This is a genomic window from Novosphingobium rosa NBRC 15208 (genome assembly GCF_001598555.1).
Taxonomy (GTDB): Bacteria; Pseudomonadota; Alphaproteobacteria; order Sphingomonadales; family Sphingomonadaceae; genus Novosphingobium; species Novosphingobium rosa.
Map to the genome: position 1 here is coordinate 1 of NZ_BCZE01000116.1, position 15,930 is coordinate 15,930.

The following is a 15,930-nucleotide window of genomic DNA, read 5'->3' on the forward strand; positions in this document are numbered from 1 at the left end:
GGCCTTCGACATATTCATGAAAATGGCGCTCCACCCCCTCGCGCTGGCCCAGCATGGTCCAGACGGCGCGGGCGGCGCCGCGCGTGGCCTCGCCGAAGAGCAGCAGGGCGCGGTCGAAGCCCTCGCCCATCTCGCGCCACTGGCCATCGGCCAGCAGGGCGATGCGCGCGCCATTGGCCGGATCGGTGAGATCCGGCGCGATCAGGATGGGCTGGCTGGCGTCATGCCCGCCGCCCGCCTCGCCATGGGCGAGGAAGCTGGTCGGGCGCCAGCTCCACAGCGCCTGGGAAATGCGCTGGCGCTGAGCGCCGTCGCCCGCCACCACCAGCATGCGCTGGCCGGCTTTCAGGGCGGCGGCGGCCAGCGGCGGCAGGGCGACCAAAGCGTCCCCCTGCCCCACCAGATAGAAATCGACGCGCAGGGGCATCAGCCTTCGGCCCCTTACCCTTCAGCGACGTCGCGCACGAAACGGTCGAGCAGGCGCACGCCGTAACCGGTCGCGCCCTTGTCCCAGGTCTGGCCAGGCTTGTCGGCCCAGACCATGCCCGCGATGTCGAGATGCGCCCAGGGGGTGCCCTTCTCGATGTAGCGCAGCAGGAATTGCGCCGCCGTGATCGAGCCGCCGAACTTGCCGCCGATGTTCTTCATATCGGCGATGGGGCTGTCGATCATGCGGTCATAGACCGGGCCCATCGGCATGCGCCACAGACGGTCGCCACAGGCGTTGCCGGCGGCGGTCAGCTGCCCGGCCAGCGTATCGTCGTTCGAGAAGATACCGGCATATTCATGGGCGAGGCTGGCGATGATCGCCCCGGTCAGCGTGGCCAGATCGACCACCAGCTTCGGCTTGTATTCGCGCTGCACGAAGGTCAGCGCGTCGCACAGCACCAGACGGCCTTCGGCATCGGTGTTGATGACCTCGATGGTCTGGCCGCTCATGGACGTCACCACATCGCCGGGGCGCTGGGCGTTGCCGTCGGGCATGTTTTCCACCAGACCGCAAACGCCCACGACATTGGCCTGGGCCTTGCGCAGGGCGAGGGCCAGCATGGTGCCCGCCACGGCGCCCGCGCCACCCATATCCCACTTCATGTCTTCCATGCCGCCGGGCTGCTTGAGGCTGATACCGCCGGTGTCGAAGGTGACGCCCTTGCCGACGAAGGCCACGGGAGCCTCGCCAGCCTTGCCGCCGTTCCACTCGATCACCAGCACGCGCGGCGCGCGGACCGAGCCCTGCGCCACGCCCAGCAGCGCGCCCATGCCCAGCGAGGCGAGTTCCGCCTCATCCAGCACGCGGACCTTCAGCCCGGTGCCTTCGTAACGGGCCTGAGCGCGGGCCACGAAGCTTTCGGGATAGATCACATTGGCCGGTTCGGTGACCAGCTCGCGGGTGAACTCCACGCCCTGCGCCAGAGCAAAGGTTTCCTCCCACGCCGCCTGCGCGCCTTCGGGGGCGCCAACCACCTCAACCGTGGTCAGGCTGACCTTCTTCTCGTCCTTCTGGGTGGTGCGATACTTGTCCCAGCGCCAGCCGCGCAGGCGCGCGCCCAGCAGCAGCGCGGCCACCTCCTCGCCCGACAGATCGGCACCGGCCAGATCCACCGCCACCGTGCTTTCGCCGCTGGTGAGATACTGCGCGGTCAGCGCGGCACCGGCCTTTTCAAGGCCCGCGAGGCGGTCGGCAGCGCCCTTTTCACCGATGCCCAGCAGCACGGCGCGCAGGGTGACATCGCCGCGCGACACAAAACCCTCGAACAAATCGCCCGCCTTGCCGTTAAAACGGTTGGCCTTGGCGCCAGCGGCCAGCAACGGATCGAGATCGGCGGGCCAGCCCGCTCCCTCGATCAAACGCGCGCGCGTGGTGGCGGAGGACTGGTCGGACGTGGAAAACTGGATCTGCATGACAACTCCATGGCAATCGGGCGACAGCAAGGCTCTGGCTTTCGGCGCGAATTTTCACGCGCCCAGAGCTACCGCGTCGCGGGCGGCGCGCCCTGCTCAACAGAACGCACCGCGATCAACGCGCATTGCAGTTAGGACGCACCGGTGCGATAGGCAAGCCATGCTTCCCCTAAGGCGTTACCGCCCTTCTCTTCTGCGCGCCCGGCAAAGCCGCGGTTTTTCGGGCCTTTCGCTCAGTGCCATGGCCGTCGTGCTGGGGTTCGCGGCGAATCCCATCGTGGCTTTCGCGCTGCCCACCGGCTCGCTGGGCCAGCCGATCAGCACGGGGGCGGGCATCACCCCCTCTCCGCAGATGGGCGCCCAGGCCAATCAAGGCGCTTCCGACCAGAGCGTTCACGAGGGCGAGGCCCCCGCCGCCAAGCCCGCAGCCGACCGCAATGTCGATTTCGAGGCCGATGAGGTCGATTATTCCGACGATGACAACCTCGTCACCGCCAAGGGCAATGTTTTCCTGAGGCGCGGCGAGCGGACGATGCGCGCCGATTCCGTGGTCTGGAACCGCGACACCGGCGACATCGTGGCCAATGGCAACATCCGCGCCGTCGATGCCGATGGCAATGAGATGTTCACCGGATCGATGAAGGTCGATCAGGACATGACGGTGGGCTTCACCACCAACATGCTGCTGCTGCTGCGCGAAGGCGGACGCCTCGCCGCCGACAAGGGCGAAAAGCAGGCGGACGGCACGGTGCTGCTCACCCGCGTCAGCTACACCGGCTGCGATGTGGTCAACTCCAAGGGCTGCGCCACCACGCCCAGCTGGCGGATCAACGCCCGCCGCGTGATCTATGACCAGAAGCGCAAGCTGGTGAAGTTCAAGGCCGCGCGTCTGGTGGTCTTCGGCGTGCCACTGGTGCCGCTGCCCACCGCCATCATCGCGACCGACGGACGCGCCATCAGCGGCCCCCTGATCCCCGATCTGCGCACCACGGCATCGAACGGCATCGAAATTTCCGATGCGGAATACATCCGTCTGGCCGACGACAAGGATGTGACCGTCAAGGGTTACATCTTCTCCAAGGTCGACCCGATGCTTCAGGTCAACTATCGGCAATTGACCGATCTGGGCGCCTTCCAGCTGACCGGCTATGTCACCCGCAGCCCGGTGGTTCTGGCCAATGGCACCGCCGCCGGCACCACCACCGGCAAGGACCAGCTGCGCGGCTACATCGATGCCAACGGCAAGTTCCAGCTCTCGCCGGAGTGGAGCGTGACCTTCTCGGGCCGTCTCGCCAGCGACCGCACCTTCCTGCAGCGCTATTACATCAACAACGATGACCTTCTGCGCTCGACCGTCAATGTCGAGCATATCGACAGGAACTCCTATTTCTCGCTCGCGGGCTGGGCTTTCCAGACCCTGCGCACCGACGAATTGCAGGGCGGCGTGCCCATCGCCCTGCCGGTGATGGACTATCGCCGCCGCATCGCCGACCCATGGCTGGGCGGCCATTTCGAGATCGAGGCCAACACGCTGGCGATCTCCCGCACCGCGGGGCAGGACACGCAGCGCGCCTTCACCAGCGCGCAATACAGCCTGCGCCGCACCACGCCCTGGGGCCAGCAGTTCACCTTCACCGGTCTGGCCCGGGCGGACGCCTATCACTCCACCAACAACGGCTTGACCGCCACCTCGATCTATCAGGGCCTGCCCGGCTGGCAGACGCGCGGCGTGGTGCTGGGCGCGGTGGACATGACCTGGCCGCTGGTGGGCGCGGCCTTTGGCGGCACGCAGGTGATCACCCCGCATGTGCAGGTGGTGGCCGCGCCCTCCACGCCCAACCTCTCGATCCCCAATGAGGATTCGCGCGCGATCGAGCTGGAGGATGACAACCTTTTCGCGCTCAACCGCTTCCCCGGTTATGACCGGATCGAGGATGGCACGCGCATCACCTATGGTCTGGAATGGAAGCTGGAGGTGCCCCGCTGGAGCATCAACGCCAATGTCGGCCAGTCCTACCGCATGACCAGCAAGCCCACGCTGCTGCCCGATGGCACTGGTCTTTCGGGCCGCATGTCCGACATCGTGGGCCGCACCGAAATCCGTTACCGCGACCTGTTCAAGATCACCCACCGCTATCGCCTCGACAAGGACACGATGGGCTTCCGCCGCAACGAAATCGACGCGGCGGTGGGCAGCAACCGGACCTATTTCGAGGTGGGCTATGTCAAGCTCAACCGCCACTTCGACCCCACCATCGAGGATCTGCAGGACAGCACCGAACTGCGCGCCGCCGCGCGCGTGGCCTTTGCGCGCTATCTCTCGGTCTTCGGCTCGGGGATTCTCGACATCGACGACAAGACGGTGGTCAATGGCGTGACGCTGGACAAGTATCAGCCGCTGCGCACCCGCCTGGGCTTTTCCTACAATTCGGACTGCCTCGAAATCGACCTGACATGGCGCCGCGACTATGTGACCATCGGCGACGTGGCCAAGGGCAGCAGCTTCGAGCTGCATTTCAGCCTGAAGAACATCGGCTTCCGGTAAGGCGTTTTTGGGAAACAGGCTTCGCCTGTTTCCGGAGCGGCGCCGGCTCTTCTGCCCGATTTTCAAACAACACCTCACGCCATTGGCATGGGGGCGCAAACAGGCTATCGCCCCAGGCGTTCACAGCCCGGAAGGCGGCTCGGAGCTGATGTTCCATCAGCTTCGGTTCAGCCGCAGGCCGGTATGTGGGGGGAAAAGCCCCGCGCATCTTGGCGCAGGGCCAGTCAAGCAGGATCGACCAGACGGTGATGATGAAGTCCAAGAACCGCGTTTCCTTCCCCCGGGCGGGCGTGGCCCTTTCCGTCGCTATGGCGCTGATGCTGCCGGGCACCGCGCTGATGGCGCAGGGCCAGCCCGGCGCTCAGGGCGCTGCCGAAGCCGGTGGCCCGGGCGGCGATCCCTTCAACCTGCCCGATACCGTCACCCTGTTCGGCAAGAACACGCCCAATCTGCGCCGCGCCACCGCCATCGTGAATGGCGACATCATCACCGGCACCGATGTCGATCAGCGTCTGGCGCTGGTGATCGCGGCCAATGGCGGCAAGATTTCCGATGAGGAGCGCACCCAGCTGCGCGCGCAGGTGCTGCGCAACCTGATCGACGAAACGCTGCAGATTCAGGAAGCCAAGAGCGCCGACGCCACCATCGACGATTCCGAGGTGAACGATACCTTCGCCCGCGTGGCGCAGGAAAACTTCCATCAGGATGTCAACGCGCTCGACGCCTATCTGGCCCGCGTGGGCTCCTCCTCCGCCTCGCTCAAGCGGCAGATCAAGGGCGAGCTGGCCTGGCAGCGCGTGCTGCGCAAGAATGTCCAGCCCTTCATCAACGTCAGCCAGGAAGAGGTGAAGGAACTCATCGCCAAGATGCAGGCGCAGAAGGGCACCGACGAGTATCACGTCGGTGAAATCTACCTCTCGGCCACGCAGGAGAGCAAGCCTTCGGTGGCCGCCAACGCCAACCGCATCATGGACCAGCTGCGCCAGGGCGGCAGCTTCGTGGCCTATGCGCGCCAGTATTCGGAGGCTTCGACCAAGGTGGTCGGCGGCGATCTGGGCTGGGTGCGCCTGAGCCAGCTGCCCACCGAACTGGCCGCCGCCGCGCGCGACATGCAGCCCGGCCAGCTGACCGGCCCGGTGGAGATGCGCGGCGGCTTCTCGATCATTTACATGATCGACAAGCGCAAGGTGCTGACCGCCGATCCGCGTGACGCGATTCTGGCGCTCAAGCAGATCTCGATCGATTTCCCCAAGGGCACCAGCGAGGCTGACGCCAACAAGCGCGCCACCGAATTCTCCGCCGCGATCAAGGGCGCGAAGGGCTGCGGCGGCGTGGATGCCGCCGCGCAGAAGATCGGCGCCAATGTGGTGGCCAACGATCAGGTCAAGGCGCGCGATCTGCCCGCCGCCCTGCAGCAGACCGTGCTGGCGATGCAGCCGGGCGATTCGACCCAGCCCTTCGGCTCGGTGACCGAGGGCGTGCGCATGCTGATGCTCTGCGGCCGCGAGGAGCCCAAGGACGCGGGCGCGCCCAACTTCGATCAGGTGCTGGGCCAGATGGAGGACGAGCGCGTCAACCGCCGCGCCCAGCTTTATATGCGCGACCTGCGCCGCGACGCGATCATCGAATACAACTGATGAGCGCAGCGCTGCCTCTGGTTCTGTCGCTGGGCGATCCGGCTGGCGTCGGCCCCGAGCTGATCGCCGCCGCATGGGCCCGGCGCAAGGCAGAGGGCCCCCATGCTCCGGGATTGCCGCCGTTCTTCGCCATGGGCGGCGCGCAGTTGATCGCGGCGGCGGCTGCCACCCGCGGGCTGGATGTTCCGGTCGAGCGCATCGCCTCCCCCGCGCAGGCAGCAGAGGTGTTTACCCATGCCCTGCCGGTGCTGGGCGATCTGGACGGCCCTTACACGCCGGGCGAACCTGATCGTGAGGGCGCTGCTCTGGCGCTGGCCTCGCTGTCGCTGGCGGCGCGGCTGACGGTGGAGGGCGAGGCTGGCGCCATCATCACCGCCCCGATCCACAAGGCGCGGCTGGCCGAAGTGGGCTTTGTCCATCCGGGCCAGACGGAATTCGTGGCCGCCGCCGCTGGCATCGCCGCCGAAGATGCGGTGATGATGCTGGCCGGGCCGACCCTGCGCACCGTGCCGCTGACGGTCCACACCTCGCTGGCGAGCGTGCCCGGCCTGATCACGCCCGAACTGGTCGAACGCCGCAGCGCCATCACCGCCGCCGCTCTGGCACGCGACTTCGGCCTGCCCAACCCACGCCTCGCCATTGCCGCGCTGAACCCGCATGCGGGCGAGGAAGGCCGTATGGGCGATGAGGAAGGCCGGTTGATCGAGCCCGGCATCGCCGCCCTGCGCGCGCGCGGCATCGACGCCACCGGCCCCCATCCCGCCGACGCGCTCTTCGCCGAACGCGCCCGCGCCACCTTTGACGTGGCGATCTGCATGTATCACGATCAGGCGCTGATCCCCTTGAAAGCACTCGATTTCGACCATGGCGTCAATGTCACTCTGGGCCTGCCGATCATCCGCACCTCACCCGATCACGGTACGGCCTTCGCCATCGCCGGGCGCAACATCGCCGATGCCGGCGCCACCATCGCGGCGATCCGCATGGCGGGGGAGTGCGCCGCGCGCCGGGCCGAAGCCACCATTCTCGCATGAAATATCCACCAGCCCATCCCCTGCCCCCCTTGCGGGAGGTCATCAACGCGCATGGTCTCTTCGCCACCAAGGCGCTGGGGCAGAACTTCCTGTTTGACGAGCAGCTGCTCGACCGTCTGGCCGCCATCCCCGGCAGCCTGATGGATGCGAACGTGCTGGAGGTCGGCCCCGGCCCCGGCGGCCTGACCCGCGCCCTGCTGCGCGCCGGCGCCAAGGTGACGGCCATCGAGATGGACAAGCGCGCCCTGCCGGTGCTGGAAGAGCTGTCGCAAGCCTTCCCCGGCCGGCTGACGGTGATCCATGGCGATGCCACCAAGGTGGACCCGGCCAGCATTTTTGGCGCGGAACCCTATGCCATCGTCGCCAATCTGCCTTACAATGTCGGCACCAACCTCTTCACCGGCTGGCTCAGCGGCGCCGCATGGCCCCCGCAATGGACCAGCCTGACGCTGATGTTCCAGCTGGAAGTGGCCGAGCGCATCATCGCCCAGCCGGGCAGCGATGCCTATGGGCGGCTGGCGGTGCTGGCGCAGTGGCGCTCCAGGGCGAAGATCGCGGTCAAGGTGCATCGCAGCGCCTTCACCCCGCCGCCCAAGGTGATGAGCGCCATGGTGCACATCGTGCCCGGCGAGGCGCCCGAGGGCGTCTCCCCCCGCGTGCTGGAGCGCGTGACCGAGGCCGCCTTCGGCCAGCGCCGCAAGATGCTGCGCCAGAGCCTGAAGGGCGTTCCGGGCGCTCTGGAGGCGCTGGAGGTGCTGGGCATCGACCCGGCCCGCCGCGCCGAAACGCTGGGGATCGAGGACTTCGTGGGCATCGCCCGCATCCTGTCCTGATCCACCCTTTCCCTCCCATTCGCGAAACACACCCGCCTGCGCTATGCTGGGCGGGAATGGAGATATCTATGGCCGACCTTTACCTCAAAAACCTGGAGTCCGAGCGCAAGATGCTCTGGGCCAAATGCCGCCTGCATGGCCTGCCCAAAACGAGCCCCGAGCGGCTGCGCATCGCGGAACTCGATGGCCTGCTGAAGGCGCATAAGGAAAAGCAGGCCCGCTGAAGCATCCTGCGAAAAAGCGGGAACCGGTTTTTCGCAAAAAGGATGCGACCACAAAGACCGCAGTCCCGATTCCGGACACGACTTGGTTAACATCATTTTAAGCAAGACTTGCGAGCCGCGCCCGATCGGCCCATCCTGCTGAAGACGCCACACAAACGGCTTCTTTTGCCGAGGATTCGATGCTCACCCCCCTGCTCGCAAAGCTGGCCCGCCTGTTCGTGATCAAGACTCGCCCCGAGGCGTTCATGATCATTTATGCGCTGGCCACAGGGGCCGTGCAGCGCGGGCAGGCCTATCTGGGGCAGTACCCCGGCTTTGGCGGCAAGCTGCTGTTTCTGGCCTGCATGGGCTCGGTCTTTATGGCCGGGGCCAAGATCCTCGACTGTCTGAAATATGAGCAGGCCAAAAAGGCAGCGCAGCAGGGGATGGATGCACCATCCCCCGCAACGCTTCAGCGCGCGAAGACGTAATCCGCCTTATACAGGACCGAAGACAGCTCTCCGGGCGTGATGCAGCTGCCTTTCAGCATGCCGCCCCGTGTGTTCAGCCGATAGATGGCGGTCACCCCGGCCAGTCTCCCGCGCCCGGCATTGCTCACCACATCCAGCTTGAGCAGCGGAACATCGCCCGGTGTTGCGCCCGGCTCACCCCGCGCCATGCGGCCCTGCAGCAGACTGCCATCGTCCAGCTCCCAGCGCGGCCCGGCGAAATGGCGGCCCAGGGTCTTGCCACCCTCGATCAGCGTGGCCACGGGCTCGCGAAAGGTCCAGCTGGCGGCGGCGTTCGGCCCGGCCTTGCACTCGTAGATCTGGATGCCTTCGCCCTGAAAGGTGGCGACCACGCTGCGTCCGGCCAGATCAAAAGGCGGTGGAGCAGAGGGTGCGGCCTGAGCGGCCAAAGGCAGGCTGAGAGCGCCCAGCAATGCAAAAAAGGAAGAGGCCGGCATGGGATTCCTTCACACGACCGGATGCGGTCGGCACGCTTCATAGCCTGCCCGTTGCGGGATTGCATCTTAAAGGCCAGGTGATTCTTGAGGGAGGTAGGGCGATTCTGTTGATAGGCTCGCCCCCAGCCCCCGAACTCCCTTCTGTTACCCGGTGGGTTCAACCGTGCTATAGTGTTGTAACTTCAGACCGTTAGGTCCTAGAATTACGCAACCAGAGCAAGTGCTTCGTTGTCGTTGGCACTTATGAGTTTTGAGCCTTGAACGGGTTACTCAGCCCGGGCGAAAACAGCGCTTTTCAACACACGTCGATCCTAGTTCGGCCCCGTCAACACCTCCGCGACAACGGAGCCCGGCCCTTTAGCCGGTGGTGATGGTGGAGCCGCCGGGTACCGCCCCCGGGTCCGCTGCGCCTATTGCACGCCGCAGTTTATCGCCATATCCGGGCAAGCCCGGCAGCGCTCGATATAGGCGCGATTGCGCAAAAGAAAAGGGGCAGACCAGCGGCCCGCCCCCATCAGATGTCGATAAAACTGGAAATGACAGTCTTTCAGGCGATCCGGCGCCGGCCCACTCCTCCACCCGGTCCCCATCGGCGGTATCCTGTGGGCGGCCGGGTGGGGGAGTGGGCTGGCGCCGCCAGGACGATGCGCCCTGGCGCATCGTCCTGGCGCATCGTCCAAACAGACTCTCAGTTCTTTTTCAGCGCATCGCGGATTTCCAGCAGCACATCCACTTCGCTGGGGCCGGTGGGTGCGGGCGGCGCGGCCTCGGGCTTGGGCATCAGCTTGTTGGCCTGGCGCACCAGCAGGAAGATCACGAAAGCCATGATGAGGAAGTTGATGATGGCGGTGATGAAGGAGCCATAGCCCAGCATCGCCACACCAGCCTTCTTCAGCGCGGCATAATCGGTCTCGCCACCCTTGTAGCTGGCGGGAATATCGCTGAGCAGGATGAACTTGGACGAGAAATCGATCCCGCCCGTGATCTTGCCGATCACCGGCATCAGCACGTCGTCGGTCAAGGAGGCGACGATCTTGCCGAAAGCCGCGCCGATGATCACACCGACCGCCAGATCCAGCACATTGCCGCGCGCGATAAAGGTCTTGAACTCTCCAAACATCGCCATAGCCTATCCCCTTACAGCATGAAGTCCGCATGCCTGCCTGCCACACTCGCCCGGCCACCTCAAGCCATGCCGCCGGGCAAGCCCTGCGCCCTGACGCAAATCCTTGTTAACCAAGGCGGTATCGCGCAGACTGTCAGGGGTAGGCTGTCAGGGAGGGCCGCAGTGGGCTATGTCCCCGGCATCCATCCCCCCAGGAGATTCGCATGAGCGCCGACAGCACCCTGCCCCCGGAAATGAGCATGGCGGAGGAGATCCGGTGGCAAGGCCGCTTCATCACCGCCAAGACGCGCGGCAAGTGGGAGTATGTCAGTCGCGCGCGGGGTATTCGCGCTGCCGTGATCCTGCCGATCGACGGCGATGAGGTGGTGCTGGTCGAGCAGTTCCGCGTGCCGCTGGGCCGCCCTTGTCTGGAACTGCCTGCCGGTCTGGTGGGCGATGATCTGGACAACCCCGATGAAGACCCCACCGAAGCGGCCAACCGCGAGCTGGAGGAAGAAACCGGCTATCGCGCCGCCCGCATGGAGGTGGTGGGCGAATTCTGGTCCTCGCCCGGCATGGTGACGGAAAGCTTCACGCTGCTGCGCGCCCATGGTCTGGAGAAGGTCAGCGCCGGCGGCGGCGTGGAGGGCGAAAACATCACCGTCCACCGCGTGGCGCTGGCGCAGTTGCCTGCTTTCGTGGCGCAAGCCCGCGCGCGCGGTCTGGCCATCGATGTGAAGATGCTCACGCTGCTGGCCCCGTGGATCACCGGCATCGGCCTGCCCGCATGAGGCTGGCCCTATGAGACTGGAAAACCGGACAGCGCTGATCACCGGCGCGGCGCGAGGGCTGGGCGCGGACATCGCCCGGCTCTTCGCCGCGGAGGGCGCGCGCGTGCTGATCACCGACGTGGACGCCGCCGCCGCAGCAGCGCTGGCGGATGACATCGGCGGCCTGTCCCACCCACTCGATGTGACGCGGGAGGACAGCTGGCGCACCGCCCTCGCCTTCGCGCAGGAAAAGCTCGGCGGCCTGTCGATTCTGGTCAACAACGCCGGGATTCCTGTGGGCGGCCCTTTCGAGGACACCACGCTGGCAGACTGGCGGCGCGCCTTCGCGGTCCATGCCGATGGCGCCTATCTCGGCTGCCGCCTCGCCCTGCCGCTGCTGCGCGAGAGCCAGCCCGCCGCCATCGTCAACATGGCCTCCATCGCCGCGCACCATGCCCGGCCCGAAATGGCCGCCTATGGCGCCAGCAAGGCCGCCGTCTGCGCCCTGACCCGCAGCGTGGCGCTTCATTGCACCCAGAATGGCTGGGATATCCGCTGCAACGCCCTGCTGCCCGCCTATGCCGACACCGCCATGGTCGACAGCTTCGCCCCCACCATGCCGGGCGACATTCTGCGCCAGAAACTGGGCGCGCAGCTCCCCATGGGCCGAATCGCCACCGCACGCGAAATCGCCGAGGGCGCGCTCTATCTCGCCAGCCCCGCCAGCAGCTTTATGACCGGGGCGGAGTTGCGCCTGGACGGCGGCTTGAGCGCGCGGTGACCACCGCATGTTTGCGTTGATCGATAACAATCGACCTTTCGGAAAATACGGCAGCGGGAAACAAGAGTGATGTCGCTTATGGCGAAATCGCTCTTGACGCTGGACAAGCCCCCCCTCCTGCTGACAAAGCAGGCGCCATGGCCGACGACACCCCCCACGATCACGGACACAGCGCGCCGCGCCGCTACCGCGTCACCAGCTTCGACGTGGCGGCGGAGGCCGGCGTCAGCCAGTCCACCGTCAGCCGCGCGCTGGCGGGCGACCCCGTGGTCAGCGAGGCGACGCGCGCCCGCGTGGCCGCCGCCGCCGCCAAGCTGAAGTACCATGTCGACGAAAACGCCGCCCGCCTGCGCACCGGCAAGACCGGCACGCTGGCCGTGGTCGTCGTCGTCCGCCCGGTGCAGGACATGAAGGACTTCAACCCCTTCCATTTCTCGCTGCTGGGCAGCGTCTGCGCCGCCGCCTCCGCGCGCGGCCACGACACGCTCGTCAGCTTCCAGGGCGCGCCCGACGAGTTGCGCGGCCTCTATCAGGAGCAGCGCAAGGCCGACGGCATGATCGTCATCGGCACCAGCGAGAACGCCTCCGCCTGGGACTATTTCCACGAGATCGCCAAGGGCGGCGCGGACATCGTCTGCTGGGGCAGCCCCATCGAGGATCTCGACTGGATCCGCTCGGACAATCGCGGCGGCGCGCGCCTCGCCACCGGCCATCTGATCGAGGCGGGCTATCGCAACATCGTCTGCATCGCCTCCGAAACCTCGGCCCAGCGCCAGTTCAAGGAGCGCTGGCAGGGCTACGCCGAGCGCATGACCGAGGAAGGCCTGCCTCCCCGCCTCATCACCTTCGAGGAAGGCTACAGCCGCGACGAGCAGGGCCGCCGCGCCGCGGAAGCCCTGATCGCATCGGGCGAGCCCTTCGACGCGATCTTCTGCTGCTGCGACGAAATGGCGCTGGGCGTGCTTCCGACCTTGCGCGAGCACGGGATTTCGGTGCCGGATCAGGTGGGCGTGGTGGGCTTCGACGGCATCCGCGCGGGGGCTCTGGCCTCTCCGGCGCTGACCACCATCGAGCCGGATTTCCACGCTGCGGGCGCCGCGCTGGTGGATCGTCTGCTGGGGGTGATCGCCGGGAAGGCCGTCGAGAAGCAGCGGGTTCCTGTGCGGTTGTTGCGCCGGGGCAGTTCCAGGAAGGTGTTGGTAGAAGGTTGAAGAGAGAATGCGAGGGTCATAACCCTCGCGCTCCCTTTCATGTCTACCTTGCGCCACAGGTTCAGCCTTGCGCCCAGATTGCCGGGCCGCAGGCTTTCATATCGCCAGCACAGCTCATTAAACAGAAATCTGACTGCCTGCGGCGCTTTGCCCCGCACAGGTGGAGAGCTGAGGCGCACCGCATCGGACACCACTGCCCTCGCGTCGGGAGACGTTATGGGAGCGCGAGGGGGTAACCCCCTCGCTTTTCTCTTCCTTCAAACCCCCTCAAAAAACCGGGAGTGCCCGACCGCAATCGGGCACTCCCGTCAGTTGGGCTCCCTCAGAAGGCTGCCGTCAGGGAGAACACCACGGTGCTTCCCGCGATCGACGAGCCGTCCTTGGTCGAAGAGAAATTGGGTTGCAGGTAGGCGGCCTTGCGCTTGGTGATGCTGGTGTCGATGTAGCTGATACCCAAGCTGATCGGCCCTGCCACTGCGTAATCTGCCCCAAGGTTCCAGTCCCAGTAGCTGCCCGTCGGCGTCACGCTGGTGCCGTTGGGACCAAGGCCGGGGTTGCCGTTGGAGTGGCCGATATGGGCGCGCGGCTTGAGCTTGGTATGGGGGATGGCGTAGCTGGCATCGCCCCAGACATAGAGGTTATCCCAGCTCTGCCCACGGCTGTAGGAGGTGTTGGAGAAGTTACCCAGCGCCTTCTGCTTGGGGGCATAGGCCACGCCGACCAGCGCGCTGATGGGCCCGAGCGGCGCGGAAAGCTTCACATAGGGCTCGGCGAAATCGGTGGTGTTGGAGCCGCCGGGGTACATGTACCACGTCAGGCCAGCGTCCACCGTCACCTTCTTGAAGGTTTTGGTGTAGCCGCCCACGAGGTCCAGCTCCATGTTGGCGCCGCCGAACTGGCCCCAGCCGGCAAGGTTGGAGGCCCAGGTGCTGGCATAGAAGCCGCTCTTGTGCATCAGCGTCAGGCCGGCCTGCACAGCCATATGCTTGTCGGTCTGCGAGACGCCGCGAAAGCGATAGTCGCTGACGAGGCCAGCGCTGCCGGAGATGGTGAAATCAAGCCCGCCCTTGCCGCTCTGTGCGGGGGCTTCATCCTCGGCGAAGGCGGCCGAGGTGCTGGCGGCAAAGAGGCCCAAGGCGATCAGGCCGCGAAAAATGGTCTTGCCCGTCATGGTGTGAAACGCTCCCTGAATATTTGAGACCGTTCCGCCTGCGTGCCGACTCCGAAGGCCTCGTTCGGGCCAACTGGAACCGGTCACGCATAGTCATGACGGGATTTGTGTTGCGATGCCTTTCCGCTGTGTAACGAAGTGTTGCCGGATAGGTTTAGCGACCCTTCCAGACCGGGGCGCGCTTTTCCACGAAGGCGGTCATGCCTTCGGTGCGGTCCTCGCTGGCGGTCAGCACCTGGAACATGCGGCGTTCGAGCAGCAGACCCTGATCCAGCGTGGTCTCGAAAGCGGCGTTGACCATTTCCTTGTTCATCAGCGCGGCCATCGGCGCCATGCCCGCGATGGTCTGGGCGGCCTTCACCGCCTCCTCCATCAGGCTGGCGAGCGGCACCACGCGCGCCACCAGACCGCTGCTCTCGGCCTCGGCGGCGTCCATCATGCGCCCGGTCAGGCACAGGTCCATGGCCTTGGCCTTGCCCACGGCGCGGGTCAGGCGCTGGCTGCCGCCCATGCCGGGGGCCACGCCCAGCTTGATCTCGGGCTGGCCGAATTTGGCACTGTCCGCCGCGATGATGAAATCCGCCATCATCGCCAGCTCGCAGCCGCCGCCCAGCGCGAAGCCGTTCACCGCCGCGATCCACGGCTTGCGCGTACCTTTCACCAGATGGCTGGTCCAGCGGCTGAAAAAGTCCTGCAGGAAGAACTCGGCGGCGGGCTTGTCGAGCATTTCCTTGATGTCGGCCCCGGCGGCGAAGGCCTTTTCGCCGCTGCCGGTCAGGACGGCGCAGCGCTGGGTGTCGTCGGCCTCAAAGGCCTCGAAGGCGGCGATCAGCTCCTCCAGCACCTGGCTGTTGAGCGCATTGAGCGCCTTGGGCCGGTTGAGCGTGATGATCGTCACCGCGCCCTGCTGTTCAACGATCAGTGTCGGCTCACTCATAAGGGCTCCATTCTTCGGCTGCGGGCAGAGGGGCGAAGATCGCGTCGAGCATCGCCTCGCTCACGCCTTCGGGGGTGGCGGGGTTCCAGACCGGGGCATTGTCCTTGTCGACCAGCACGGCGCGCACCCCTTCGGAAAAATCGGGCAGCATCACCATGCGGGCGGCAAGGCGGTATTCCATCGCCATATTCGCGGCGAAAGTGTCGAGGCGCAGGCTTTCGGCCATCTCGCGCAGCGCCACCTTGCAGGTGACCGGGCAGCGGGAGGCCAGCGTGGCAGCCGTTGCCCTGGCCCAGTCACTGTCATCCCCGGCCAGCGAGGCGAGGATCGCTTCCAGCGTCGGCTTGGCGAAATGCTTCAGGATGGGGATGAGCTGGCCGGTGATCGGCGCTTCCTCGGGCTGATCGGCGAAGGCCCCCAGCACGCGGCCCGGCGCCTCGCCATCCACCAGCCTTGCCTTGGCGTCGGCCAGCGCCTCCACCGGCAGATGATGCGTGGCAAGGCCCGCCCACAGGCAGTCCGCGCCGTTCAGCCTTGCGCCGGTCAGCGCCAGATAGGGGCCCAGCCGCCCGGACAGCCGCGAAAGATACCAGCCGCCGCCCACATCGGGGAACAGGCCGATCGCCGCCTCGGGCATGGCGAAGATGGTGTTGGCGGTGGCCACGCGATAGCGCGCGGGTTGGCTGATCCCCACGCCGCCGCCCATGGTCACGCCATCCATGAAGGAGACCACCGGCTTGGGATAGGTGTAGAGCAGATGGTTTAGGCGGTATTCGTCGAAGAAGAAGCGGCGCGCGCCAACCCCGCCTTCCTCCAGCACCGACCGGCGGGCCG

General features: G+C 66.2%; 17 protein-coding genes and 1 other RNA gene. 9 read left to right on the top strand and 9 right to left on the bottom strand.

The genetic code is table 11. The features are described from left to right. A partial coding sequence (locus SR3_RS28365) for a DNA polymerase III subunit chi (protein WP_307564732.1) occupies positions 1 to 427 on the bottom strand: 427 nt, incomplete at its 3' end. A gap of 14 nt (positions 428 to 441) precedes the next feature. Next, a complete protein-coding gene (locus SR3_RS28370; RefSeq protein ID WP_068094133.1) occupies positions 442 to 1,902 on the bottom strand; it encodes a leucyl aminopeptidase in 1,461 nt (486 codons plus the stop codon). A 241-nt stretch (positions 1,903 to 2,143) separates the two neighbouring features. On the opposite strand from SR3_RS28370, the gene SR3_RS28375 reads away from it, so the two are divergent. After that, positions 2,144 to 4,447: an LPS-assembly protein LptD gene (locus SR3_RS28375; protein ID WP_084456017.1), complete on the top strand. Its 2,304-nt coding sequence runs from the start codon at positions 2,144 to 2,146 to the stop codon at positions 4,445 to 4,447. Here the strand turns inward: SR3_RS28375 and SR3_RS32000 are convergent. Further along, positions 4,419 to 4,709 carry a hypothetical protein gene (locus SR3_RS32000; RefSeq protein WP_169805733.1) on the bottom strand — a complete coding sequence of 97 codons (291 nt, stop codon included), beginning with the start codon at positions 4,707 to 4,709 and terminating at the stop codon, positions 4,419 to 4,421. The genes SR3_RS28375 and SR3_RS32000 overlap by 29 nt on opposite strands. Between SR3_RS32000 and SR3_RS28380 the strand changes: the two genes are divergently transcribed. The 5 genes from SR3_RS28380 to SR3_RS28395 all read left to right on the top strand — a co-directional run bounded on the left by SR3_RS28380 (position 4,699) and on the right by SR3_RS28395 (position 8,645). Further along, the gene (locus SR3_RS28380; RefSeq protein WP_084456020.1) at positions 4,699 to 6,084 is read left to right on the top strand and encodes a peptidylprolyl isomerase; all 1,386 of its coding nucleotides are present in this window, start codon (positions 4,699 to 4,701) and stop codon (positions 6,082 to 6,084) included. The two genes, SR3_RS32000 and SR3_RS28380, sit on opposite strands and share 11 nt — an antisense overlap. After that, positions 6,084 to 7,118, top strand: a complete 1,035-nt coding sequence (gene pdxA / locus SR3_RS28385; RefSeq protein ID WP_068094138.1) for a 4-hydroxythreonine-4-phosphate dehydrogenase PdxA — start codon at positions 6,084 to 6,086, stop codon at positions 7,116 to 7,118. The genes SR3_RS28380 and pdxA overlap by 1 nt, the downstream gene beginning before the upstream one ends. Beyond that, a complete protein-coding gene (gene rsmA, locus SR3_RS28390) occupies positions 7,115 to 7,951 on the top strand; it encodes a 16S rRNA (adenine(1518)-N(6)/adenine(1519)-N(6))-dimethyltransferase RsmA (RefSeq protein ID WP_068094142.1) in 837 nt (278 codons plus the stop codon). Before pdxA ends, rsmA begins: the two co-directional genes overlap by 4 nt. Before the next feature lie 68 nt (positions 7,952 to 8,019). Beyond that, a complete protein-coding gene (locus SR3_RS32005; protein ID WP_169805734.1) occupies positions 8,020 to 8,175 on the top strand; it encodes a hypothetical protein in 156 nt (51 codons plus the stop codon). A gap of 191 nt (positions 8,176 to 8,366) precedes the next feature. After that, on the top strand, positions 8,367 to 8,645 hold the full coding sequence (locus tag SR3_RS28395; protein ID WP_157099183.1) for a hypothetical protein: 279 nt from the start codon (positions 8,367 to 8,369) through the stop codon (positions 8,643 to 8,645). Here SR3_RS28395 and SR3_RS28400 read toward each other — a convergent pair. The 3 genes from SR3_RS28400 to mscL all read right to left on the bottom strand — a co-directional run bounded on the left by SR3_RS28400 (position 8,627) and on the right by mscL (position 10,241). Further along, positions 8,627 to 9,121: a DUF3455 domain-containing protein gene (locus SR3_RS28400; protein ID WP_068094147.1), complete on the bottom strand. Its 495-nt coding sequence runs from the start codon at positions 9,119 to 9,121 to the stop codon at positions 8,627 to 8,629. The genes SR3_RS28395 and SR3_RS28400 overlap by 19 nt on opposite strands. A 130-nt stretch (positions 9,122 to 9,251) precedes the next feature. Continuing rightward, positions 9,252 to 9,614, bottom strand: a transfer-messenger RNA (tmRNA) gene (gene ssrA / locus SR3_RS28405). Positions 9,615 to 9,809: 195 nt separating this feature from the next. After that, positions 9,810 to 10,241, bottom strand: coding sequence for a large conductance mechanosensitive channel protein MscL (mscL, locus tag SR3_RS28410; protein ID WP_068094168.1), 432 nt, complete (start codon positions 10,239 to 10,241; stop codon positions 9,810 to 9,812). 209 nt (positions 10,242 to 10,450) lie between these two features. Between mscL and SR3_RS28415 the strand changes: the two genes are divergently transcribed. The 3 genes from SR3_RS28415 to SR3_RS28425 all read left to right on the top strand — a co-directional run bounded on the left by SR3_RS28415 (position 10,451) and on the right by SR3_RS28425 (position 12,988). Next, positions 10,451 to 11,017, top strand: coding sequence for an NUDIX hydrolase (locus tag SR3_RS28415; protein WP_068094149.1), 567 nt, complete (start codon positions 10,451 to 10,453; stop codon positions 11,015 to 11,017). A 10-nt stretch (positions 11,018 to 11,027) separates the two neighbouring features. Further along, positions 11,028 to 11,777: an SDR family oxidoreductase gene (locus SR3_RS28420; protein ID WP_068094152.1), complete on the top strand. Its 750-nt coding sequence runs from the start codon at positions 11,028 to 11,030 to the stop codon at positions 11,775 to 11,777. A gap of 137 nt (positions 11,778 to 11,914) precedes the next feature. Beyond that, entirely contained in the window at positions 11,915 to 12,988 is a 1,074-nt protein-coding gene (locus SR3_RS28425; RefSeq protein WP_174549212.1) for a LacI family DNA-binding transcriptional regulator, read from the top strand. Between the two features lie 322 nt (positions 12,989 to 13,310). On the opposite strand, the gene SR3_RS28430 is transcribed toward SR3_RS28425, so the two are convergent. The 3 genes from SR3_RS28430 to SR3_RS28440 all read right to left on the bottom strand — a co-directional run. Beyond that, positions 13,311 to 14,159, bottom strand: coding sequence for a TorF family putative porin (locus SR3_RS28430; protein ID WP_084456019.1), 849 nt, complete (start codon positions 14,157 to 14,159; stop codon positions 13,311 to 13,313). 154 nt (positions 14,160 to 14,313) lie between these two features. Continuing rightward, positions 14,314 to 15,096, bottom strand: a complete 783-nt coding sequence (locus tag SR3_RS28435) for an enoyl-CoA hydratase-related protein (protein ID WP_068094154.1) — start codon at positions 15,094 to 15,096, stop codon at positions 14,314 to 14,316. After that, the coding region (locus tag SR3_RS28440) for an enoyl-CoA hydratase/isomerase family protein (RefSeq protein ID WP_084456021.1) at positions 15,089 to 15,930 on the bottom strand (842 nt) is incomplete at its 5' end. The genes SR3_RS28435 and SR3_RS28440, both read right to left, overlap by 8 nt.